Here is a 22,429-nt window from a genome sequence, read left to right as displayed (position 1 = left end):
CCTCATTTGGCCGCCGGCAGTGCCAGGCAATCATTTCTCTGACCACGGTTTTGAGTCCCCAGCCAAAGCGGGTTATGGTCCTGCCATGACTGATCAGGGCGGAACCGAATTTGGGCTGGACGCAATGGCAGTCGCCAGGGCCGCGGGCCGAATTACTCGACTTGCGCGCCGGACGCCGGTGATGACCAGCACGGTGCTAAACAATCTCTCCGGCGTAAAGCTCTACTTCAAGTGCGAACACCTGCAGCAGACCGGCGCCTTTAAGATTCGCGGCGCCGCCAATGCGGTGGCCACGCTACCCGTCAGCAAAGCGCCGCTCGGCGTGGCAACCCACTCCTCAGGCAACCACGGTGCAGCCCTGTCCTGTGCCGCCGCTTCGCGGGGCATCAACTGCCATGTGGTGGTGCCCACCGGCGCCGTGAGCAGCAAGCTGGAGAATATCCGGCGCTATGGCGGCCAGCTGGTGGAATGCGAACCCAACCAGACGGCGCGGGAAGAAGCGCTGGCTGAAGTGGTCAGCCAAACCGGCGCAACGCCGGTACCGCCCTACGACGATCCCCGGGTCATCGCCGGCCAGGGCACGATCGCGCTTGAGCTGCTCGAGCAGGTGCCCGAACTCGACGCCATCGTGATTCCGGTGGGCGGCGGGGGCATGCTTTCCGGCTGCGCGCTTTGGGCGACACACAAAAAGCCCGGCATCGAGATCTACGGCGCGGAGCCTCTGGGCGCTGACGATACGTACCGATCGCTGGCCGAAGGCCGCATCGTCGATGATCACCACCCAAACACCATCTGCGACGGGCTGCGGGCGAAGGTCGGCGTGCTGCCGTTCGCCCTGATCCGGCGCCACGTTAAGGGCATCTTACGGGTGGCAGACCAAAGCTCGATCGACGCGATGCGCCTGGTGATGCAGACGCTCAAGCAGATGGTTGAGCCGTCCTGCGGAATCGGGCTGGCCGCGGTGCTAGGTAATCCTGACAAGTTTGCCGACAAACGCGTCGGGGTCGTGCTCAGCGGCGGGAATGTGGACCTGGACCTGCTCCCCTGGGCCAGCGGCGGCATTCCGGATCCATTGAAGCGCGCCGTTAATCAGTAGGCCAGATCGATCACCAGCGGCTGATGCCCGGACATGCGGTCGGTGGTATCCGGCGCAAGGCCGGTTGCCGAGAGCTGCCGTTCATCCATCACCCCCGGATTGAAAACCACGCCGGCGAGTTGCCGCAGCGTTGGGCTGTGCAGCGCGTAATCTAGCCGCCCCGGCGGAAACAGATCGCCCCGACGAATCCAGGTCACGTTGGACAAACCGTCGGGCTGGAGCGCGTTCGCGATGTTCAGATCGGTGGCGCCCGATCCGCGCAGAATCGTCAGCGGTTGAGCAGAGCCAACGAGGTTGAAGTCGCCCCCGACGATCAGCTCGTCAAAACCATGATCCTCGCGCGCCTGGTCAATCGCCGCGGCAATCCGCGTTGCCTGAATGACCCTGAGCCGATCCTGTACGCTGTCGTCGCCGTCGCCGCAGCACTGGAGATCGAGCGCCACGAGCAGGATTCGCCGGCCCGCATGTGTGACCAGCGCCCCGTTAGCCGGGACGCCGTCCGACGCTGCGTTTTTGAGATCCCGACGCATAAAATCTGAACCCTCGGCGCGGACGAGCTCTGCAACCGTCGGGGGATAGTCAAGAAATCGGAACGACTCGACGCGCGTCAGCGGCCAGCGAGAAAGGATCAGACCCCGCTGGCGACCACCGCTGCCTCCGAGACTCTGATGCTTCAGCTGTTTTAGATGGTCGGAGCGTTGGTTTGGCGCCACCTCATCGAGGAGCGCAACGTCCGGATCAATCGCCTCGATAAGCCGGGCAAAACGCTTGAGCTGGCGGGCGGTGCGTTCCCCGCCGGTATTCCAGACCATCACCCGCAGATCCGCCTCCGGATGTCGATTGAGCGACGGCCGCATGACAGGCTCCGTCGGCTGATCCGACAGGGTGATCCAGTCGGTCGCGTCCTGCGCCTGGTCGTTCCAGAGCATCACCTGAACGCGGGTGCCGGCAGCCACGTCGTCGGACCGCAGCAGAATCTCGTAGCTGTCAGAGGTGACCGTTGGCGCGCTGCGAAGGTAGTCCTCCGTGGTCTCCAGCGGCCGCCAGGTATTGGCGGTTGGCACCAGCATACGAAAACCGTAGCGATCATCTTCCTGCGGGGGTGAGTATTCGATGACCCGATCGACCCCTGCGCTGCCGCGATAGACGCCGCCGCCGGCCTGGTGATCGATCGCAAGCGTGAGCGTACGCTCCGACTGAGCGATGTTCGCCGGCACCGCCGCGCGGATGCGCAGCCATAAGCCGTGATCATCCAGCCGCCACTGCAGCGGGCCCAGGTCCACGGGGTCCGCCGCATCGCCAAACCGCTCATCCAGCACGGGTTCGTCACGCCAATCGGCAAAATTGCCGTCCACTGACGGACCCGCCAGGAGCGCCCCAAGCAGCCAGGAGCCGGCCAGCATACTCACGCTACACGCCCAACCAATGGTGTGAAACCGCGCCTGGCCTTACGTCGATGAATTCCATGGTCACGCCCCCGGCTATGGCTGTTTTGGCGCGTATTGTCGCCCTCCCTGGACGAGCGTCAAGCCACTCACGGCACCTGAATCGTCGCGCTCAAAGTGGAGCTGCGCGTCTACCACCTTGTAAAAGAATTTATCAGGCTCGAACGGGAACACCGGAAACGCCGGCTGGCCCGTCAGCTGGGCAAAGAGCTGGCCATCGCGCGCTTCAACCGTAATTTTCACCGCGGGGGTCAATGCGTAGACACCGGCCAGCGGCGCCAGCGACGCCGCATCGATCTCGATCTCGGTCATGCGCTGGATACCTTTATCGTCGGCTACGCGAGGCGCTCGCGTCGTCCGGCCCGCCTGCACCATCACCATGGTCTGTGCTCGACTGTCCGCAAAATCTTCAAAGCTCAGCGTGATGCCTGCGGGCTCAAAGGAAAACGCGTGCTCTCCCGCTACCGCGAGCGGAAAAGCGCCCTGACCGGTGGCCTGGCCAAAGAGCTGGCCGTCGTCGAGGAAAAACGTCAGTACCATCGCCGGCGACACCTGGAAGGTCCCCACGTAAGGCGACAGATCCGGACCGTCTGCCGGCGCCTCAACCTCGCCGGCAAGCTGTGCCAGCGCCAGTTCGGTGATGCCGTTGTAGTCGGTTGACGCCGCGAGCAGCACCACCGAAAGCCCCTTCGAAGGGTCCACAGCCAGCGCACTCGCAAAGCCCCCGGTGCCTCCGTTGTGCCAGAACACTGGGCTGTCACCAGCGCTTTTCTCAATGTGCCACCCAAGCGCGGTTTCACCCGAACCCTGAACCTCACGAATTGCCGCCAGTGATGCCGCCATCGCCCCGGCTTCGGCGGGATTGGCATTCAGGTGCGCAAACCGGAGGAGGTCCGAGGCGGTTGAGACGATCGCGCCAGCGCCTGCCAGCGCGTCAAACCCGCCCCAGCGCGGCATGTCCGCCCCCTGACTAAAGCCGGTCGCCATCCGCTTTAGCTTCTGCGGTGCCGGCGCCACGGCCGTATCGTTCATGCCGAGTGGCTCGAACACGTCGCGCTGCAGCGCCTCAGCGTACGGCAGGCCTGCGGCGTTGGCCGCGAGCTCCCCTAGGAGCCCCATCCCCAGGTTGGAGTAGGCGTATTGCTTCTCCAGCGACGCTGGGCGGTAGCTCAGCAGATAAGCGTCCAGCAGCGCACGGTCAAAGCCGGCATAGGGATCGAGCGCGTTTTCCATCGGCATATTGTCGGGCAGCCGGGGCAGTCCGGAGCTATGGCTTGCCAGCTCACGCCAGGTGATGGCGCCGACCCGTGGGTCGGCAAATGTGCCGCTGATTCGCTGGCTGATCGGTTCATCCCAGGAGGCACGGCCGGCCTGGACCTGCCGCTGCGCCAGCAGTGCCGTAAACACTTTGCTGATCGAGCCGATCTCAAACAGCGTCGCCGGACCCGGCGAGTCCGGGTTTTGCGGGCCCGTGCGACCAAAACCGGTGATCCGATTATCCGCCCCCTGCTGCACCCCGAGCACCGCACCGCGGATTTCCTCGCGCTCGATGCGTTTTTCGATGCCAGCGGTCACGCTGTCTAAGGTCGGCGGTACGGCAGCTGTCCAGATGCCCATTCCAAAGGCCATGATGTGCGTCAACATCAGCGTGTTTTCTCCCGATCCGAACCGGGCAGCAGTGTATCGGCTATCGCGCACCAGCGACATCTGCTGGACGGCATGGCATCGATCCAGGCCTAAGATCCCGTGAATGATGCCCGGGGAGACCTCCTACCCCGCTTGCACTATGATGAAGCCATGCGGAGGTTGATCTTGCTGGGAGCGCTGTGGCTTGGACTGCCTCCCGCGGAAAGCGTCATAGCCCAGGAAGGCGTCTGGCTGGAGGAGCTCAAACAGGACCTTCAGCAAGCGGCCCGCAAGGAAAAAATTGCCGGCGCTGCGCTGGTCCTGGTGGATCGGAACGGTCCGGTGCTGACGCTGACCATGGGCTACGCTGACCGCAAGGCCAAGAGGCCTTTTACCCGGTCAACCCGTTTCCCCTTCGCTAATCTGACCCATCTCGTCACCGCAGTGGCGACGATGCAGCTGGTCGAAGACGACCGCGTGGCCCTGACCGACCCGCTGACCGAGGTCTTGCCAGAAGCCCGCTTTTCCAGTCGCTTCGAATCGGGCGCTATCCCCAAGCTGCAGCAGCTGCTCAGCCATCACAGCGGCCTGCCGAGCAACGTGCTGGCCGGCTACTACCAGGCAGAGCCGCCGGCAGCGCTCGCGCCCCTGCCGGAGCTGTACCTGGCGAGCCCACCCGGGCAGATCTACGGCTACTCCAATCTCGCCTACGGGGTACTGGGGCACGTGGTGCAGCAACGCAGCGGGCTCGCTTACCAGGACTACGTTCAGCAGCGGATCCTGATGCCCCTGGAAATGAATCAGACCGGCTTTGCACCCCACCCGGACGACTCGCGCGGCCACGACAAGCGGCGTCGGGTTGAGCCGGACGTCTATGCCAGCAACCTTGCGGCCCTGGGTCTGCGGGGCTCGATTGTCGACGTCGGCCGGCTGCTGACCTTCTTCCTGAATGAGCGTGAGTCGTCGGTGCTCTCACTGGCGGCGCGCAAACAGATGGGCACCCCGCAGAATCTCGACGTGCCGCTGGACCTGGACAATCGGTCAGGCCTCGGCTGGCAGCTGACCAACACCGAAGGGTTTGCGGTCGACAACGTTTGGCGGGTCAACGCCAATACGCTGAACTTCCGCGAGAACATTATTCTCCTGCCGGACCAGGGGCTGGGCCTAGCCCTGGTGGCCAACTCAGCCAACGGCATCGATTTTATTGTGGACGAATCCCGGAATATTCTGGACCGCTGGCTCGAGGAGAGCGCCGGCATTGCGCCGCCGGACCGGGAACAGAAGGCGCTGCCCGATCGGATACCGCTGCCCGGCAATGCGCTGCCTTCGACGATGGCCTTGGGCTACGTAAGTCCGGTGGGCCTGCTGGAATTCGACGGCAAGCCGGAGCGCTACAAGATGACCATGATGGGCCGCAATTTTCGCGCCACAGCGCGCGACGACGGCTGGTACGAGCTGGCCTATCGGCTTCTGGGCGTGATGGATATCCAGTTCAGCATCATGGAGGAGATTTTGGTGAGGCCGGTGCAGCTGGCGGGCCGTGAGGCGCTGCTGGCCCGCTATCAGGGCCAGAGTTTCCTGCTGGGCACGGCTTTGCCGCCCGAGGTCAAAACCACCTCCGGGGCGTACCTGCCGCCCTCCGGACGATACGAGATCGTCAACCCAGACTTTTTCAGCGACCGCCTCAAGCTCAAAACGGTGCAGCTGGAGGTCGAGAACGGCCGCCTGTTCGGCGAGTACAAGCTCCCGGTGTTTATCTCCCTAAAGCCCAAAGTCCCTTTCGTCCCGGGCCCGGGCCCCAATCAGTTTTTTATTCCAGGTCTGGGCACAGGGCTCGGGGAAAGGCTGGTTTTTGACCCCAAAAGCCAGGAATTTCAGTTTGCGGGCTATCGGTTCGCCAAAGTGCGATGAAGATCACCGATTGAGCTCCAAATCGAACAACGGTTTTTTGATGTAGACGGTATATCATTCAGGCATGACCGATTTGGATGTAAAATCGATGAAGCACACCCTAGTTGCCACAGCTTTCTTTTTTCTAGTTGGCGCAGGTCAGGCGTACGCCCAGACTGCCGTCCCAGGCCCCAGCGCGCCGGAGCCCAAATTTGGCGCAGCTCGCGTGCTTGGCGAACTCAAAGTGGCCGGCGTTGACGCCGCCGCCGAACGGGCTGACGACGCCCAAAAATTTGCTGACGGGGGTTATGTCAGCGGCCGAGTACGCTACGCGCTGAGCCAGCCCGTGCAGCAGTGGCTGGAGCCGGCGGCCGCTGGCGACAGCGCCGGCAGCTTCGCCTGGAATATCAGTTCGCCAGGCGCTACGTCGCTCGACCTGGTTTTCAGCCACTTCTGGCTTCCCCGCGGCGTGTCGGTCTACGTTTACGACAGCTCTCGGGAATGGGTTCGAGGACCCTACACGGATCAGCACAACAACGCACAGAACGTTCTACCGATGCCGTTTGTACCCGGCGACTCGCTCACGATCGAGGTCACGGGAGACCCCGCAGCGTTGGCCCACGCGAAGCTCAAAGTCGGTCAGGTCTCATCAGGTTACCGGGAATTTTGGAAGCCCGGGGAGCTGCAGAAATCCGGCGCCTGTAACGTGGATGTGGCTTGCCCTGATCGCAGTACCTGGGAGGATCAGATTGCATCGGTCGGGCACTTCACCTTCCAGAGCGGGGGCAGCTCGTTTGTCTGCAGCGGCCAGATGCTCAACACGACCAGCAATGACGACCGCATTTTCAGCTCTGCCAACCACTGCTTGTCTACGGAGGCAGAAGCGAACTCGGTTGTTGTGTATTTCAACTACGAAAGCGACCAGTGCCGGGCGCCGGGCAGCGTCAGCAGCGGCCAGGCCATCTCACGCGGCGGCTTCACCGACACTATCGAAGGCACCTCGCTGCTGTCGACCTACGCACCGTCTGACTTCACGCTGCTGCGCCTGAACCAGACGCCACCGGCGTCCTACAACGTGTTCTATTCGGGCTGGGATCACACCGGCAATGGTGTGGCCGGCGTCGCCGGCATCCACCATCCGGCGGGCCACGCCAAGCGTATCAGCTTCGACTTCGACGAACTCTGCAAGTCACCGTATCTCGGCGGCTGCGACGGCTCCAGCACCCACTGGCGGATCGCGGCCTGGGATACGGGCACCACCGAAGGCGGCTCGTCGGGTTCAGGCATCTGGAACAACAACGGCCTGTTTGTCGGCCAGCTGGAAGGCGGCTTTGCCGCGTGCAGCGGCGGCACCGCGCAGGACAACGATCAGCCCGACTGGTACGGGCGGATGGACGTATCGTGGACCGGTAACGGCACCCCCAGCGGCCGGATGTCCGACTGGCTTGATCCGACCAACACCGGCGCCATGACCTTCAACGGGCGCTCCGGCTGTGACGCGCCTCAGGTCCAGATGTCCAGCACCAAGGGCGGCGTTTTCTCGGTCGGCGAATCGGCGGACTTCAGCGCTGCGGTCAGCGGTGGCCAGGCTCCCTACACCTTCAGCTGGGATGTCGACGGTGACGGCCTGACCGATTCCACGGACGCCAACGTCTCGGCGATCTATCACGAGCCGTTTTCCGGCACTGTCACAGTCGGGATCATCGACGGCGCCGGCTGCCGCAGCAGCGCCAGTCTCGGGGCTGTGGTGGAAGCGCCGGCGCTGGACCTCTCCCAGGTGGGCCAACCGGCTGAAGTGTGCGGCGACGGCGACAGCCAAATTGAACCGGGCGAGTCCTGGTCCTATCCGGTTACACTCCGCAACAGCGGCAGCGCGTCCGCGGTGGACACCTTCGCCGCGTTTGCGCCGGCCGGCGGCGCCAGCGGCGCGGCAAAGCGCTTTGGCGGCCCCGACAGCTTTGGGTACACGTTTGCCGACAGCCAGGAGCCCTCATGCAGCTTCAGCTTTCAGGACATCGCAGGCACCGGCACCCAGCTTAATTTCACCGCCACCGACGGTAATCAGGCAGCGGCTGAAGACGACGGCTGGGCTGACGTCACGCTGGGTGGCACCGGCTTTGACTTCTACGGCACCAATCTGACCGGTGTAACCGTGTCGACCAACGGCTACATCTCCACCAGTCAGCAGGACATCGGCGGCGATGTCAGTAACGACTGCCCCTTGCCGACGGCGGTCAGCTCGGGCACCGGCGGTCGCATCTATCCGCTGCACGACGACGTGGTGATCCAAACGGCCTACCACCAGTACTTTGAGAACTGCCCAAGACCCGGCGAATCTGCAGGTTCCGCCGGCTGCAACATCTTCCAATGGAATGTCGATGGCTTTTTCGGCGGCCCCAGCTCTCCCAATTTCGACTTCCAGGCGATTCTTTACGACGGCACGAACCAGATCGTCTATCAGTACGGCCCCGGCAACGGCCGCCAGGGTGATTCACAGACGATCGGCATCCAGAGTCAGGCTAACCCGCCGTTCGACGGCTTGACCTACGCCTGCAATGAGCCCAATTCCGTCCCGGACAACAGCGCCGTATGTATCTTCCACCCGAGCGCCGACAGCCCCGGCCTGTCCGGCGATATTCAACTGGAGAGGAGCGCCCTGGCCGTCGGCGCCGTGGGCAGCGGCGGTTCCTCCCAGGTGGACGTGACGGTGCAGCTCAACGAATCGTTTGCCTGCGGCGACAGCTTTTCCGTCGACTACCTTGGCAGCGTGCACGCCGGCGGCTTTTCGAGCACCGGCTCAGCGTCCGTCATTTCCGGCCAGGTGGCCCAGAACTGTGACGTGATCACCAGCTGTCAGGGTGACAGCGGCCCGACGGTGGCGCCGAGACAGGGCTTCTGGTTCAACGCCCTGCGGCCCGGCAACGGTATCGAGGTGCATTTTGCCGGCGATCAGCTCTATTCCGCGTGGTACACCGCGGAGAAAAACCGCCTGCCGCTTTGGTACTACGTGCAGTCCATCGGCGACCAGTCGCTGGTCAACGATACGGTGACCGCCGACATCTTCCGCTTCCAGCTCAGCGGCGACATCCGCCAGAATACCCCGGTGGGTCAGGTGGTCGGCCAGGCGCGCATCAGCTTTCTGAACGAGTCTGAAGCGGTGATGACGTTCGAGATCGACGGCGAATCCAGCGGTGAGCTGCTGAGTTTCTTCGACCTGAGCTCAACCGCTGACGTCGATCCGGTAACCACCGATCAGTACTTTAACGGTGATGAAGGCGGCTGGGGGATCGGAACCCATCGCCAGGGCGATCAGGAGTTCAGCGCGGTCTATTTCTACGACACGCAGGGACAGCCGCGCTGGGTTGTGGTGGCCTCCGACGGCACCGTGCTCAACAGCCAGGGATCAGCGGATCTCGCGAGCTTCAAGGCCCACTGTCCAGGCTGCACCTGGACCACGCCAAGTATTCTCACCGGCGGGACCATGGAGCGTACGATCAACGGCGACAGCAGCCAGCAGCTCGACAGCATGGATGTGCAGGTTGGCGGTGACGTCGAGATCCAGTGGCAGCGAAGCAATCTCCCGCTCCAGCAGATCACGCCGCCAAACTGATTGGCGCCCGAGAGTTCGGCGGTGACGGCGGCTGCGCCAGACTCGATGCCCGATGGAACGGCGAGTCCGATCCACCGGCTTGTGGTCCTGCGCCATGCCGCGGCTGACTATCATTTCGACGGGCCTGACCGAGAGCGGCCGCTGACGCTGGACGGGGAACACACGGCGCTGGCCCGAGGTCGTCAGCTGGGGCAAGCGTTGACCGCCGTCGATCGGCTGCTGGTTTCCCCGGCCGTCAGGACACGCCAGACGGCCGCGATGGCCATGCCGGACGGGCCGGATCCAACTTTTCTGGAGGGTATCTACGAGGCGAGTGCGGGTGACCTGATCCGCGTCCTTGAGGCATCAGGCGCTGGCTGCACCATGCTTGTGGGGCACAATCCCGGGCTCTCCGACCTCGCCAGCGTTCTCACCGGTCAGCGCGAATCGCTGGCGCCGGGTGACGCGTTGATTCTCAGCGTGACGGACCCTGACGCGGGGCCGCTGCAGCCATCCAGCGCCGCCGTTTTGGAAAGACTGGTCGAAATTTAGCTCGGACTGCTGGCTTGGCCACAGAGCGCTTCTCGCTGCGCAGCGGCGCGAAGCGCCAGCACGCACTCGACAACGCCGACCGTAAGAATGGCGTAGCCCAACAGCTCCACGCTTTCTTCCGCCAGGTTTTTAACCGACCGGTCGTAGCCACTGCCCATCACCTGCCGCCAAAAGCTGTCGCGACCAAACAGGCGGGAAAAGGCCATGACGACGGCAAAACCGCTGAACATCATGCCGAACCCAACCGTCTGGGTAAACTCACCCAAGCGCTGCCACAGAACGCTACGCCGAGGCCACAGGTAAACCACGGTAGCGCCGAGCAGCACGGACAGCAGCACCTGCCACGCGCCGTCAAAGAACCATCGATCGAGAAAAAAGTCCATTTCCCGGACCATGGCGCCGGCGAGCAGGAACCCCAGAAAGGCTCCAAAAGGGCCATATTGCGCACAGCGCCACAGAGAACTGACGGCGATCAGCGACGCTGCCAGCAATACCAGCTGCGTCAGCTCAACAAACGAAGATTCGGTGAACAGCTGATTCTCCAGCAGTAGATTGGGCCGATCCAGATCCAGCACCGGCACCAGCGCCAGCAGGCCCAGCAGGATAAAATAGGTGGTCAGTCGGATGCCCATCCACCAGCCTTTCCGGCTTTGGCGTTGCGGGATTAAAGCAGCGCTGGGCGTTTTGCATGTTGTCATAGTCGGCCCCCTTAGGTTCGGTCCCACATCCAACAGGACCGGCCTCTTAACCAAATTATTACAATTTTATGACCTTTGTTCGACCGTCAGCTGGCGGCAACCCAAAGCTCGGCCAGTCTGCCGAGCCCCCGCGCGTCCTCGTCCATGAAGCGGGAACGCTTTGGGCTGTCGAGATCCAGCACGCCGAGCAGCTCGTCATCTTTGATCAGGGGAATGACCAACTCGGACCGACTCGCGCTGTCGCAGGCGATGTGTCCGGGAAACTGATCCACGTCGTCAACCCGTAGCGTGCGTCGTTCGGCCGCGGCGGTCCCGCAGACGCCTTTGCCCAGCGGGATACGCACGCAGGCCGGCAACCCCTGAAACGGACCCACCACAAGCTCGCGGCCGTCAAACAGATAAAATCCCGCCCAGTTGAGGTCGGACAGCTGCGAGTAAATCAGCGCACTCAGGTTGGCGGCATTGGCCACCCGATCCGGCTCACCACGCAGCAGGCTTTCGGCAGCGCTGAGCAGCGCCTCATAGAATTGTTCTGAAGGGAGCTTGGGGTCGATCGCAAACGCAAAGGTCATAGCGGGGCAACAGCTTAGGCGGGCGCCTATGCTAGCAGCTCAGCAATGCCGATTAACGCAACGCCTAAGAGGCTACTCGAACCCGTCGCGGAGAAGCAGGTCCAGATCATCGAAATCGGCGATGCACGAGGGGTTGTTGCTGGCGATGCGGCTATCGAGCTTGCCGATAATCAACGGGTGAAAGTAGTCGCTGACGCTGCAGCGCTCGCTGGTGCCCTCAGCCGGGCCGCTCCCGTCAAAGCCGGACGCGCCGGCGTGACAGTAGCTCATCAGGCTGCCATCGACGCCGGACGGGCATGAGGTTGGGCCTTCGTAGCAGCCGTTGCGCTGGCGGGAGTAGCACTGGTCGACAAAACCGCCGTTCGGACGCAGCGCCTCACAGTGGGTATGCGATGAGCCGAGGTTGTGGCCAATCTCGTGACCGACGCCACCAGCGATAAATGCTGGACTCGAGCGGCTGCCGATGCGGTTGAGCGAATAGCTGAAGCTGTTGCAGTAGGCCCCCACATACGCCACGCCGCTGAACGATCGGGAAGAAATATCTCGGCCCGAAAACAGTGCCGTAAAGCTCCGTGCCCGACCGTTCTCATTGTTCTGGAAATAGCTGCGAAACTGGGACAGACCGGTGTTGAAGTCTTCGGGATCAGCGTTGTAGTCCGGGTCGTTGGCCGGCGTGTTGTCGATGCGGAGAATCAGGTCACCCAGCAGCAGCCGCAGCCCCAGGTCGGGCTCATAAAAGGCGTTCATGGCAACAAAAACATCTTCAACCCAGTCCTGGGCGTTGCCGGTGTTGTTGGCAAACTTATCAAAGAGAAACTCGTTGTCCGTGTCTACAGCAATCACCGCCTGATACAGCACCTGACCGCTGCCCTTGAGGCCCAGCCGCATGCTCGGAGCCATCGGCCTTACGCCGGGCGTTCGGCCCGCCGCCAGGGCTCGACCGATCGCGGGCGCTCGATACTCGGCCTTATGTGTGTGGTTCTGGCCGCACGAGAAGCCTGCCCGGCTGCGTCCTTCGCGCAGGCTCTTGAGATTCATCGTCAGGCCGCCGCTGCCGTCAGCGCCCCCGTCGATTTGATAGCTGTGGCCGCCATCCACCAGCAGGCCGTGAACCCGGCCGCTCTCAGGATCCAGCGAGAAACTCGCCCCGCCGGTTGCGCTGTGGGCGAGAAAAAACCGGCGCCGCGTCGGCGGAAGCTCCCGGGCGCTGACGCCATCATCCACCACAACCCTGGCGCCGGGAGCGCGGATCGCAATCCGCTTGAACTCCATGGCGGCGCCTTTGGCAAGTCCGAGGCTGAGCGCAGCGACGGACACCGGATCGCCGATCACCGCGGACGTCAGCTTCGCAACGTCCGCGCGGCTCAGCGAGACGGTCTGCGAGATGGTCGGACTTTCCGGAGCCTGCAACGCCTCCAGAAACTTTGGCTGATGGCCAAACGCCTGATCCTGGCCGAACGCCGGCAATGACGACAGAGAAAGGAGCAGCGCGAAGCCGGCGAAGCCCCCCCGCTCTCGTCTAAAACGGTATTTCCCTGTTGGTTTCCCCATGGGGCGCATCCTGCGGCCGACAATGGGGTGAAGCTGCTATAGAAAACCTGTAGAAACCGTGACTTACGCCTCAGCTTCGCACTGCCTTACAAATCGATGACGAGAAGTGAGTACCCTGTCACACTCGAAGCGGCTTATCGGTGAAGAGCCCTGAGTCTCAGGGCCCGCCTTCAAAGCCCGAAGCAAAAACCAGGTCCGCTGCGGGCACCGAAACGGTATAGCCCAGATCCCGAAACAACAGAGGCGTCAGGTCGGTTGCGCCTGGGGTCAGATCCGGCGTTAGAAACGGCTCCATCAGGAGGTTTGGCGTCACGTCCGTGCTGAAGTGAGAAACCGACGACCCGCCCTGGAATGCTGCCGGCGCATACATACGCAGCCGCCCGCCGTTGATACCGCCGGTGATCTGTCCGGCCAGCGCCCCATTCACGTTGGGGCCGTCCCAGACCAGGTTTGGATCATCGAGAACCGATGCCGCACGATCGACCACGCTCAGATCGACCAGCAGCGTGCCGTTCGGACCGTCATTGGCGTCGAAAAGAAACAGGTCAAAGATCCCCGGGAATTCCGTTGCCCCGGACATCGGGAGCGTCCCGTCGGATCCGATCAGCGAGCTGAAGCCGAGGCCGTGGGCGATTTCATGCAGTACCGTTGAGAAAAGCGCCGACTCACCGGGCCCGGCGTTGTTGTCCAGGCCGTAATAGAAACCGCCAAAGCCAGGGCAATTACCGTCGTCGAGGTTTTCGTTAAAGCGCGCCTGGATATCAGCCTGGCCGGGGTCCTGATCCGAGCCGAGCAAAGCGTTCTCCAGCGCAGGCGGATACAGCACCAGGCCGCCCATTAGATTGGAATTGCTGGAAAAGCCGCTCCCCGCTGAGCCGAGGACCGCGCCACCCGGACCACACTGTAGGTCCGCAAACTCCGCCTCAACAACGATGGTCACCTGGCTGTTGATGATGCCGCCCCACACCTGTCCTGCGGCTTCAAAGAGATTTCGGCGCTGCTCCCCCAGGGTAGTCCCGGGATTGCCGGGCTGCGGCGTCGCGGGTCGAGGATCGCTGAACCCGGCGTTGAACTGGAACTGAATATCTGCGCCCCACGAAGGCAGGCTGCTCAATATCCCAGCCAGCAGCAGCACGCTGACCCACGTGTTGCGGATACTCATCGCTCCTGCTCCGGCAGCCGTGGAGCGGACCCCCAGGTCTGGGCGGCGTGAGCACTGGCCGCGCAGAACATTTCAATTTTGCCGTCCGGCCCCACGCGCGCCATCAGCACGTGCTGGTGACCGCCATTGGTCACGAGGCGCCGCCGCCCGTCGAAGCCGGGCTGGCTCAGGTAGGTGCTCGAGCGATCGAGCAGCGCGAGCGTTTTGGCGTCGGGGACAAACGGTTCGAACGCCTTCGATTTGTCATTGACATGCTGGGTGGGCCCAACGTCCTGCGCCGCAGCGGGCCGGCCAGCCCACAGTGCGCCTGCCGTCAGTAGCGTCGCCAGCAGCTTCGCTGAGTCTCCAATCTTTCGGTCAGCGTTGGCTGGCGCCCCCGGCACCATGCATCGACAGGTTTTCATGACAGATTCTCCTTTCTCTCATTGGTCTGGTGGGCCGTGTGGTGAGCCTGTCATGCTCGCTGGCGGGACAGAAAATTCCGCAAGACCCACTAAATAATGCGAGATCTATGGCCTGAGTACGCCACTATTCGAAGCCGCTGGCAAAAACCCGCGGCAGCCGCTGGAGCAGACCGTCCAGCGAATAGCTCCCCCGGCCCATCGTTGATGCGAGCACGCGATCGCGCGCTGCATCCACGTCCAGATCGAAGACCAGCGTCTGGGGAAACCCATCGCCAACCCGGGACCAGGCCTCGTAATCGCCGGAGTCAAACGCCACGTAGACGCCGCGATCGGTACCCGCCAGCAGGGCGGCGTCCGCGTCACCCGGTACCCAGAGCAGGCTGCGAAACCGGCCCGGGTCGAGGTTGGCTAAATCGCCGCTCACGTCAAAGGCGGTGTCGCCGAACGCCCGCAGCTGAACGATGCGGCTGCGTTCCATCACAAAGACAGTCTCGGCATCTGGCCCCGCGGCAATTGCGGTGATCCCGCCCGCGTCCTGCCCCGTGTATATGCTGTGGAACTCCTCGTCGCCGGGCCGGCGCAGCCACAGCTGGCCGAGCTGGCTCGCCCCGCAAGGTCCATTGCAGCCCGCGGCGTAGATCAGGTCAGGAGCACCCGGCGCGCCGAAGATCAGCGGATTGCCCAGCAGTCCGGTCGGAACTACCTCCTCCACCAGCTGGCGGACCGTGTCACCTTGATCCAGCGATTCAAACAGGCCGTTATCGGCACCGATCAGAAGGGCCATCGGATTATCGCGATTTACCGCCACCGGGGTGTTGAACTGCCCTACCAATGCCGGACTCTTACTGACCGGCACCAGGGCCAGTTCGGTCCGGGACTGGAGCGAATTGTCGGCGAGGTAGACGCTGCGAGTTGGCCTGCCGAAAAAGGCAAAGCTGTGAAAACGGATTGACTCCGGACCCATCACGGCTACAGCCACATCACCGCCGTCTCCCGCATTGACCGTTTCCCACTCGAGCTGCCCCGCCATCACCTGCTGCGTGGAGCCGTTGTCCTGATTGCCGCCCAGCGCAACGTTGGCCAGGACGTCGAGCGCGCCGTCATGTGTCTCGGTGATCTGCAGGTTACCGTTCAGCGAGAACCAGTCGCCAAAAAATCCTCGAGGCGCCGACTGGCGGTAAACGCCTCCGTCATCGACCTGCAGCAGCGAGCCGGCGGCGTCAAACGCCATCTCCCGTGAGTCGGCGTGCGGCGAAGAGCCGGCAAACGTCCCCGCATGGGTCAGCGCGGTCCACTGAAAGCCGGCCGGCTGACTGACGTCCCCTCGAAACAGGCGCCCGGAGAAATCGGTGGCGCCAATCGAGTTGGGAAACTCGCCGGCATCACTCTGCGGCTGACGGTCGCCACCGATATAGACGATGTTGGCACTTTGCGGATCTGCCGTTAGCGACAGGTGAATGAAACCCTGACGACCCGGGTTAACGCCTCGGAAGCTGGGCTCAAAGCTTCCCGGCAGGTCGAGCGTTAGCCAGGTGTCGCCTCCGTCACCGCTGAAGAACACGCCTTCCAGGCGGCGCGTGCTGCCGGGGACCAGCGCCACAAACACGTTGCCTGCCTGGCCGACGGCCAGCTCCGCGTGGCTGCCCGGCACGTCTTCAAGCAGCGTATCGATCGCTGATACGGCCGCTGGTGGACTGACCTTGACCCAGCTCTGGCCAAAGTCTTCGCTCCGGTAAAGGCCGTTTTGGCCCTCAGGCTGGCAGAGTGATGCCAGCAGGACCGCGGCGTAAAGCACGTCCGGGTTGACCGGGTCACGACCGAGCGCTTCGATCACCGCGACGGGCAGGCCATTGTCGACCACGTCCCAGCTAAGCCCCGCATCAACGCTGCGGAAGAGCCCCAGATCCTCACAGGTGCCGCTATCCCCGCCGTCGCTGGCGGCCAGCAGCACGTCACCGCTAGCCTCCACCGCCACCAGGTTGCGTCCCGCCAAACCGTCCAGCAAAACCCAGGTATCGCCGCCGTCGGTGGTGCGCAGCGCGCCGCTGCGGCTGCCGCCTTCGGTGTTGAAGGCCGACGTACGGGCAAAGCTTGCCACCAGGGTTTGACGCGTGCTGTCGGTGGGGTCGAACCTGATCGCCCCGATGGACTGGGAAGGCTGGTCGTCCGTCAATGGCTCCCACTGCGGAACTAAAGCGGTGGCGCTCGTCGTGCGCCAGATGCCGCCATTGACGCTCCCGATAAGCAGCACGTCCGGGTTTTCGGGGTGCGGTGCCAGCGCGTTGACCGCACCGGCCACCGGCGAGCCGGCCACGTTTTCGATCTGACCGCCGCTGATCGGTGCGGGCCCCTGCGGCTGCCAGATGCTTTGTCCCGGCAGCAGCAACAGCGCCAGGGCGGTCTGGGTGATCAAGCGGCGCGCACCAGCGTCAGCACGAGGTTGTTGGCGGGCATCTGCGTCACCTCGGGTTCAGAAAAGCCGCTGTCCGTCGCCAGACGGGCAACATCTGCCAGTTCCCGCAGCCCGCCGCCGGGAAATGATTCGCGGGCCCACGCATCCAGCGAGGCGTTGCCCTCAGAGGTGAAACCGTTCTCATTGAAAGGCCCGTAGATGGCCAGGGTGGACCCGGCGTCCAGCAGCCGTGCGCACCCCGCAAACAGGGTTACCGCTGCCTGCCAGCTAGCGATATGCAGGATATTGCAGGCGAAGATCCCGTCCGCCGCCAGCTCAGGCGAGGTCTGAGGCCAGTCCGGGCAACTCACGTCGACCGCCAGCGGCGGCGGCAGGTTGGGCAGCCCCGCCTGCTTAATCCGGGCGCCAAGGCCGGGCAGCACGGACTGAAGATCTGTGCACTGCCAGGTGAGATGGGCAAGGTGGCGAGCGAAGTAGACCCCGTGCTGACCCGTGCCGGACGCCAGCTCCAGGATGTGCGCCGTCCGGGGAAAGACCTTGCTCAACGCCTGCCGGATTGGCTCCTGGTTTCGCTCGCAGGCTGGGGCAAAAGGCAGCTCCAAGGGGGTCGTCAGCCTGGTGGATCCGGGTAGTTGTTAACGCAGGTTTGGTTGTAGTTTTCCTGGAGCGTCAGCCGGATCAGCGGTCGATCTTTGGCGTTCTGCAGTTCCTTTAACATCTCGTCACACTGCTCGCGCCGCGCCGTGTCGGCCTCCCACAGCTCTTCTTTGGTCGGCTGCTTAAAGCAGCCCGCAACCAGCACCATCGGGACCAGCAGTACCGCGGCGCGCGTCAGGGTTCTTTTCATGACCTGTGCCTCGTTCAAGTCAGCGTCGAGTATAGCCCACGGCATCCGCTCAATCGGTGCGCCAGGTCCTGGTTTTTGCCGGACCCATCAGAACGGGAGTGGTTCGCCCAGCGAACGGGTCCGGCTTGCGTATTCGTCCTGCAGCTGGCGCGTAACGGCCCCGCAGCCGCCGTCGCCGATTTGCCGACCGTCGAGCTCGATCACCGGCGACAGCTCGCCCATGGTGCCGGTGGTGAACATCTCCTGAGCGGCATGCGCTTCGGTGAGCGACACGTTGCGCTCCTCGGTCGGGATTCCCAGTTCGCCGGCTAGCTCGAGCACAGTCGCCCGGGTTACACCGGGAACACAGGAGTCTGCGTGCGGTGTCAGCAGCTTGTCCCCGTGCACCACAAACACGTTGGTGGCATTGGTCTCAGACAGAAATCCCGCCACGTCCAGCATCAGCGCATCGTCGACGCCAGCCACGTTGGCCTGAATTTTGGCCAGGATGTTATTGAGCAGGTTGTTGTGGTGAATCTTGGAGTCCAGGCACTGGCTGGTGTTGCGCCGGATCGCTGAGGTGATCAGGCGAATACCCGCCGCGTTGTCGTAGACCGGCGGCTTCCACTCCGCCAGAACGATCAGCGTTGGGCCAAAGCGGTTGAAGGCGGGACTCATGCCGGAGGTGATCTTCTCCCCCCGAGTCAGCGTCAGCCGGATATGCGCCCCGTCGCGCATGCCGTTGGCCTCGAGCGTCTCGAAGATGGCCTGCTTGATCTCGTCCCGACCGGGCACACCCGCGAAGGCGAGCGCTTTCGCCGAATCGATCAGGCGATCGAGGTGCGGATCGAGCATGAAGATCCGGCCGTCATAGACCCGCAGGCCTTCCCAAACCGCATCCCCGCCCTGCACCACCGAATCGAAAACCGATACGCGGGCCTCCTGCCTGGACAGCAGCCGGCCCGCCACGTGAACCAGGATATCGGCGTTGCGCGGGTCGCTCAGCTCGGGTAGAAGCTGTTCTCTTTCAATCATTTCGTGGACTCCAGATCGGGGGCGCGGATCGCCCGCTCGAGCAGCGTTTCGTATAGCGGCTGGCATTCCTTGAGCAGCGGTTCCAGCTCAGCCGGCATAATCTTGGCGGACGGCTGGAAGGGCGCAAAGCCCCGGGACTTGTGGACGTTGTGATACCAATACGGTGCCCAGGGTCCGTCGCAGGCTTTGGGGCCCTCGGGCCAGCTCAGCATGGCCTCATTAAAGCGCAGGCTCAGCCGGTCGCACAGCTCGCGAAGCACCGCTGCCGGATTGAGCAGCAGCTGCTTGGCGTCCAGCACCGGCATCCCGGGATAGCGCTCCAGCAGCGCCACCTGCTGGTCATAGCCCGCGTCGGCCATGGTGGGATGTTTCACCTGGAAGCGAAGCGTCGCCAGCACCTCTCGCGGGTTTCGCGTCAAGATCACGTTGCTGGTGTGATCCATAAAGGCGCGGTCCAGGCCCGGCAGGTGGTGAGCCATCAGCTTAAGAAATAGGACCGGCTTCTCGCAGGGACCCAGCACCGTTTCCCGAATCACCTTTTCCCCATCGTGCTCAAGCAGCGGCAGAATCTTCTCCGCCCCGGGGTGATCGGCCCCGGAGGTGCTCAGGTAGTGGCCGTAAAGCGGCTCATCCACCGCCACCGTGTCCTGGCGCTGGTCAAAGGCGTAAAGCACAGCCGTCGACACGTTGCGGGGCCCCGACCACAAACAGATTCGCTTACAATGCCCGCTGTTCATCGCTGCCCCCAAATTGGCGCATCATATCGGCCTGCCGAACTCGCGCCAAGGGCCCCGAAAACCCCCAATCTGTTCAACTGGAGAACCCTTCCCATGGCTCATATGACCCCTCTGCCGACGTCGACCACGCCGGAGCTTGCCGACACCTTTGAGACCTTTGAACGCATTCTGGGATTTGTGCCCAACAGCCTTAAGACCATGCAGCGGAAGCCGAAGATGGTCGAAGGATTCGGGGCGCTGACCAACGCCGTGATGGACCCTGACGGTGAGGTCGATCTGGGCTTCATGCGGCTGATCGCTCACTTCGCCAGCCGGGCGGCGGGCTGTCAGTATTGCGAAGCTCACTCGCTGGTGGCGGCTGAAATCCACGGGATCAGTCAGGCCAAAATCGACGCAATCTGGGACTACCAGACCAGCGATCATTACACCGAGGCTGAGCGGGTTGCGCTGGACTACGCGCTGGCGGCGGGTTCTGTGCCCAACGCGGTCGACGAGCCTCTGATGGAGCGCATGCGCGAGCACTGGACCGACAATCAGATCTGCGAAATTCTGGGCGCCGTTTGCCTCTATGGATTTCTCAATCGCTGGAATGACTCCATGGCAACCGAAATCGAAGAGTCGCCAACCCGCATGGGCGATCGCGTGCTCGCGTCCGGCGGCTGGGACGGCGGCAAACACCGGCCATGAGCAGCGCCGGAGAGACGCCGACGGACGCGGACGCGGCGCCGCGGTCGTCCTTCGCCGCCCAGCTCCAGCGCAACGCCGTGGCGCTGATCAGCCTGGCGATTGCCGTTTGCAGCCTCAGCTACAACACCTGGCGCAACGAGACCACCGAGCAGCAGCGCAACCTGCGACATGCGGCCTTCGAGGTCATCAACCATCTCGAGCAGTTCCAGTCGGTGGTCAACGCGATGGTCTATCCCACCGACAGGCGCACCGAGCTGTGGGTGGACGGCTGGGGTGAGCTGAAGGCAGGCCATACGCTGAGCATGCTGCTGCCTGAGCCGGTGCCGCAGACGATGCAAGCCCTGTTGGATGATTGGTCAACGTCGGTCGACACGTTGCGCGGTGAAAACCGAACGGCGGCGGAGCAGGCCGATCAGGCGCTGAACGAAACGCTGAACCGTTGTCGTCAAGCGGTGCTCACCGTTATCCAAAATCTGGAGTAGCGGAAGGCTAGCTGCGGATCGCGCGCCAGCCGCACCAAACGGCCGCCAGGCCGGACAGCGTCGGCCAAAGCGACATGCCCAGGACCTGGGTGTGCGGCTGCCCAAACAGCCCCAGAAGGGTCGCGATCATGGCAAAGCCCGCCGCAAACACCGCCCACGCCGTGTTGTTGCTCCGCTGCTGAATCAGGTTGCTGATGGCCTTGAGATCGTCACTTTTGAGCCGCGTCTCGAGCTTGCCGGCACTGATCTTCTCCAGCGAATCAAACAGCATGCCGGGGACCCTAGGGGCCCGCGCCAGCCAGGCGGGCAGGTGTTCCTGCAGATCCTTGGTGGCCGCATCAACGCCCAACCGGTCGGCCATGATCTTTTCCAACACCGGCTTCGACGTGGTCCAGATATCCAGCTCGGGGTAGACCTGGCGCCCGACGCCTTCGATGTTGAGCAGCGTCTTTTGCAGCAGGATCAGCTCCGGCTGTGCGGTCAGCTGGAATTGCCGCGCCACGTCGAAGAGCTGGAACAGCACCTGCGCTATGGAGATTTCGGCCAGCGGCTTAGAGAGCTGCGGCTCGCACACCGCGCGCACCGCCGACTCGACCTGGTCGATGCGTGAATCGGCTGGAATCCAGCCCGCCTCCATGTGGAGCACGGCGACACGGCGATAGTCCTGGTTGAAAAACGCCAGAAAGTTTTCCGCAAGGTAGTAGAGGTGTTCGGACGGCATGCTGCCGACGATCCCAAAGTCGAGGGCGATGTAGGTCGGATCCGCCGGGTCGGTTGCGTCCACCAGGATATTCCCGGGGTGCATATCAGCGTGAAAAAAGTTATCCCGGAAGACCTGGGTGTAAAAAATGCGGTTGCCCCGTTCAGCCAGGAGCTTCATATTGACGCCGGCCTCGCGCAGGGCCTCAACGTTGTCGATAGGAATACCGTAGACCCGCTCCATCACCATCGCCTGACGAAACGTATAGTCCCAGTAAATGGATGGGACGTAGAGTTCCCGGTCGCCGGTGAAGTTGCGCTTCAGCTGCGACGCGTTGGCTGCCTCACGCTGCAGATCCAGCTCGTTGTGCAGGGTTCCGGCCAGTTCCGCCACCAGCTCCACGGGACGAACGTTGGCCGCCCCGGTCCAGAAACGATCCACCATCATGGCGAGGATATTGATCAGCTCAAGATCTCGCCGGACCCGCGCGGCGATGCCCGGCCGAAGCACCTTAACGACAACTTCGTCGCCATTGGCCAGCACCGCGGCGTGCACCTGGGCCACGGATGCTGAAGCCAGCGCCTCGTCCTGGAATTCGGAAAACACTTCACTGATTGGCTGGCCCAGGGCCTTTTCCACCGCGGCTCGGGCTTGGTCACCGGGAAACGGGGCGACGCGGTCCTGCAGGAGAGCCAGCTCGTCGGCGATGTCTTTCGGGAGGAGGTCGCGGCGCGTGGAGAGCATCTGCCCAAGCTTGACGAAGATCGGGCCCAGGTCGTCCAGCGCCATCCGCAGCCGGCGCCAGAGCGGCTCATCGGTGGCCTTGGCGCGCCACGGCTGTACCAAGGCGATAAGTCTCGCCAGCCGGGCGAGACTCGTTTTCGCCAGCACGTCTTCCAGCCGGTACTTTGCCAGCACCGACGCTATGCCGGCCAGCCGACGAATCTGCCTGAAGCGAATCACG

At 63.3% G+C, this 22,429-nt stretch carries 19 protein-coding genes; 6 read left to right on the top strand and 13 right to left on the bottom strand.

Annotated elements, in window-relative coordinates:
* Positions 1–85 precede the first annotated feature (85 nt).
* The gene (locus tag AAF358_10675) at positions 86–1,096 is read left to right on the top strand and encodes a pyridoxal-phosphate dependent enzyme (GenBank protein ID MEM7706008.1); all 1,011 of its coding nucleotides are present in this window, start codon (positions 86–88) and stop codon (positions 1,094–1,096) included.
* On the opposite strand, the gene AAF358_10670 is transcribed toward AAF358_10675, so the two are convergent.
* Both AAF358_10670 and AAF358_10665 read right to left on the bottom strand, forming a co-directional pair.
* Positions 1,090–2,499, bottom strand: coding sequence for an endonuclease/exonuclease/phosphatase family protein (locus AAF358_10670; GenBank protein ID MEM7706007.1), 1,410 nt, complete (start codon positions 2,497–2,499; stop codon positions 1,090–1,092). The two genes, AAF358_10675 and AAF358_10670, sit on opposite strands and share 7 nt — an antisense overlap.
* 78 nt (positions 2,500–2,577) lie before the next feature.
* Positions 2,578–4,185, bottom strand: coding sequence for a serine hydrolase (locus AAF358_10665; protein ID MEM7706006.1), 1,608 nt, complete (start codon positions 4,183–4,185; stop codon positions 2,578–2,580).
* A 168-nt stretch (positions 4,186–4,353) separates the two neighbouring features.
* Between AAF358_10665 and AAF358_10660 the strand changes: the two genes are divergently transcribed.
* The 3 genes from AAF358_10660 to AAF358_10650 all read left to right on the top strand — a co-directional run bounded on the left by AAF358_10660 (position 4,354) and on the right by AAF358_10650 (position 10,198).
* On the top strand, positions 4,354–6,078 hold the full coding sequence (locus AAF358_10660; GenBank protein ID MEM7706005.1) for a serine hydrolase domain-containing protein: 1,725 nt from the start codon (positions 4,354–4,356) through the stop codon (positions 6,076–6,078).
* 88 nt (positions 6,079–6,166) lie between these two features.
* Positions 6,167–9,667 (top strand): hypothetical protein, encoded by a 3,501-nt coding sequence (locus tag AAF358_10655; GenBank protein MEM7706004.1) that lies wholly within the window; start codon positions 6,167–6,169, stop codon positions 9,665–9,667.
* A gap of 21 nt (positions 9,668–9,688) precedes the next feature.
* Complete coding sequence (locus tag AAF358_10650; GenBank protein ID MEM7706003.1) at positions 9,689–10,198, top strand: histidine phosphatase family protein; 510 nt, start codon at positions 9,689–9,691, stop codon at positions 10,196–10,198.
* Here AAF358_10650 and AAF358_10645 read toward each other — a convergent pair.
* The 10 genes from AAF358_10645 to AAF358_10600 form a co-directional block, all read right to left on the bottom strand.
* Positions 10,195–10,830: a hypothetical protein gene (locus tag AAF358_10645; protein ID MEM7706002.1), complete on the bottom strand. Its 636-nt coding sequence runs from the start codon at positions 10,828–10,830 to the stop codon at positions 10,195–10,197. The genes AAF358_10650 and AAF358_10645 overlap by 4 nt on opposite strands.
* Positions 10,831–10,982: 152 nt before the next feature.
* Complete coding sequence (locus AAF358_10640) at positions 10,983–11,468, bottom strand: GAF domain-containing protein (protein ID MEM7706001.1); 486 nt, start codon at positions 11,466–11,468, stop codon at positions 10,983–10,985.
* Between the two features lie 72 nt (positions 11,469–11,540).
* Positions 11,541–13,019 carry a M12 family metallo-peptidase gene (locus AAF358_10635; GenBank protein ID MEM7706000.1) on the bottom strand — a complete coding sequence of 493 codons (1,479 nt, stop codon included), beginning with the start codon at positions 13,017–13,019 and terminating at the stop codon, positions 11,541–11,543.
* Between the two features lie 157 nt (positions 13,020–13,176).
* Positions 13,177–14,181: a hypothetical protein gene (locus AAF358_10630; GenBank protein MEM7705999.1), complete on the bottom strand. Its 1,005-nt coding sequence runs from the start codon at positions 14,179–14,181 to the stop codon at positions 13,177–13,179.
* On the bottom strand, positions 14,178–14,585 hold the full coding sequence (locus AAF358_10625) for a hypothetical protein (protein MEM7705998.1): 408 nt from the start codon (positions 14,583–14,585) through the stop codon (positions 14,178–14,180). Before AAF358_10625 ends, AAF358_10630 begins: the two co-directional genes overlap by 4 nt.
* A gap of 124 nt (positions 14,586–14,709) precedes the next feature.
* Positions 14,710–16,998 carry a hypothetical protein gene (locus AAF358_10620; GenBank protein ID MEM7705997.1) on the bottom strand — a complete coding sequence of 763 codons (2,289 nt, stop codon included), beginning with the start codon at positions 16,996–16,998 and terminating at the stop codon, positions 14,710–14,712.
* Positions 16,995–17,600: a DUF938 domain-containing protein gene (locus AAF358_10615; GenBank protein ID MEM7705996.1), complete on the bottom strand. Its 606-nt coding sequence runs from the start codon at positions 17,598–17,600 to the stop codon at positions 16,995–16,997. Before AAF358_10615 ends, AAF358_10620 begins: the two co-directional genes overlap by 4 nt.
* An 8-nt stretch (positions 17,601–17,608) precedes the next feature.
* Positions 17,609–17,845, bottom strand: coding sequence for a hypothetical protein (locus AAF358_10610; GenBank protein MEM7705995.1), 237 nt, complete (start codon positions 17,843–17,845; stop codon positions 17,609–17,611).
* Between the two features lie 87 nt (positions 17,846–17,932).
* Positions 17,933–18,859, bottom strand: coding sequence for an aminotransferase class IV (locus AAF358_10605; protein ID MEM7705994.1), 927 nt, complete (start codon positions 18,857–18,859; stop codon positions 17,933–17,935).
* Positions 18,856–19,596 (bottom strand): sulfotransferase family protein, encoded by a 741-nt coding sequence (locus AAF358_10600; GenBank protein MEM7705993.1) that lies wholly within the window; start codon positions 19,594–19,596, stop codon positions 18,856–18,858. Before AAF358_10600 ends, AAF358_10605 begins: the two co-directional genes overlap by 4 nt.
* Before the next feature lie 93 nt (positions 19,597–19,689).
* Between AAF358_10600 and AAF358_10595 the strand changes: the two genes are divergently transcribed.
* A complete protein-coding gene (locus AAF358_10595; protein ID MEM7705992.1) occupies positions 19,690–20,283 on the top strand; it encodes a carboxymuconolactone decarboxylase family protein in 594 nt (197 codons plus the stop codon).
* On the top strand, positions 20,280–20,765 hold the full coding sequence (locus tag AAF358_10590) for a hypothetical protein (GenBank protein MEM7705991.1): 486 nt from the start codon (positions 20,280–20,282) through the stop codon (positions 20,763–20,765). The genes AAF358_10595 and AAF358_10590 overlap by 4 nt, the downstream gene beginning before the upstream one ends.
* 7 nt (positions 20,766–20,772) lie before the next feature.
* Here the strand turns inward: AAF358_10590 and ubiB are convergent, their stop codons facing one another.
* The gene (gene ubiB / locus AAF358_10585) at positions 20,773–22,428 is read right to left on the bottom strand and encodes a ubiquinone biosynthesis regulatory protein kinase UbiB (GenBank protein ID MEM7705990.1); all 1,656 of its coding nucleotides are present in this window, start codon (positions 22,426–22,428) and stop codon (positions 20,773–20,775) included.
* Position 22,429 lies beyond the last annotated feature (1 nt).

It is taken from the genome of Pseudomonadota bacterium (assembly GCA_039033415.1).
In the GTDB taxonomy this organism is placed as follows: Bacteria; Pseudomonadota; Gammaproteobacteria; order Xanthomonadales; family SZUA-38; genus JANQOZ01.
The sequence above is the reverse complement of the archived record's forward strand: the minus strand, read 5'-3'. Positions and strand labels throughout refer to the sequence as shown.

What these genes read in the sequence shown, in the direction of transcription:
- AAF358_10605 (MEM7705994.1), bottom strand. Translation starts at nt 18,859, where the DNA reads ATGATTGAAAGAGAACAGCTTCTACCCGAGCTGAGCGACCCGCGCAAC.
- AAF358_10610 (MEM7705995.1), bottom strand. Translation starts at nt 17,845, where the DNA reads ATGAAAAGAACCCTGACGCGCGCCGCGGTACTGCTGGTCCCGATGGTG.
- AAF358_10675 (MEM7706008.1), top strand. Translation starts at nt 86, where the DNA reads ATGACTGATCAGGGCGGAACCGAATTTGGGCTGGACGCAATGGCAGTC.
- AAF358_10600 (MEM7705993.1), bottom strand. Translation starts at nt 19,596, where the DNA reads ATGAACAGCGGGCATTGTAAGCGAATCTGTTTGTGGTCGGGGCCCCGC.
- AAF358_10665 (MEM7706006.1), bottom strand. Translation starts at nt 4,185, where the DNA reads ATGTTGACGCACATCATGGCCTTTGGAATGGGCATCTGGACAGCTGCC.
- AAF358_10635 (MEM7706000.1), bottom strand. Translation starts at nt 13,019, where the DNA reads ATGGGGAAACCAACAGGGAAATACCGTTTTAGACGAGAGCGGGGGGGC.
- AAF358_10670 (MEM7706007.1), bottom strand. Translation starts at nt 2,499, where the DNA reads ATGCTGGCCGGCTCCTGGCTGCTTGGGGCGCTCCTGGCGGGTCCGTCA.
- AAF358_10595 (MEM7705992.1), top strand. Translation starts at nt 19,690, where the DNA reads ATGGCTCATATGACCCCTCTGCCGACGTCGACCACGCCGGAGCTTGCC.
- AAF358_10590 (MEM7705991.1), top strand. Translation starts at nt 20,280, where the DNA reads ATGAGCAGCGCCGGAGAGACGCCGACGGACGCGGACGCGGCGCCGCGG.
- AAF358_10655 (MEM7706004.1), top strand. Translation starts at nt 6,167, where the DNA reads ATGAAGCACACCCTAGTTGCCACAGCTTTCTTTTTTCTAGTTGGCGCA.
- AAF358_10630 (MEM7705999.1), bottom strand. Translation starts at nt 14,181, where the DNA reads ATGAGTATCCGCAACACGTGGGTCAGCGTGCTGCTGCTGGCTGGGATA.
- AAF358_10640 (MEM7706001.1), bottom strand. Translation starts at nt 11,468, where the DNA reads ATGACCTTTGCGTTTGCGATCGACCCCAAGCTCCCTTCAGAACAATTC.
- AAF358_10645 (MEM7706002.1), bottom strand. Translation starts at nt 10,830, where the DNA reads ATGGGCATCCGACTGACCACCTATTTTATCCTGCTGGGCCTGCTGGCG.
- AAF358_10625 (MEM7705998.1), bottom strand. Translation starts at nt 14,585, where the DNA reads ATGAAAACCTGTCGATGCATGGTGCCGGGGGCGCCAGCCAACGCTGAC.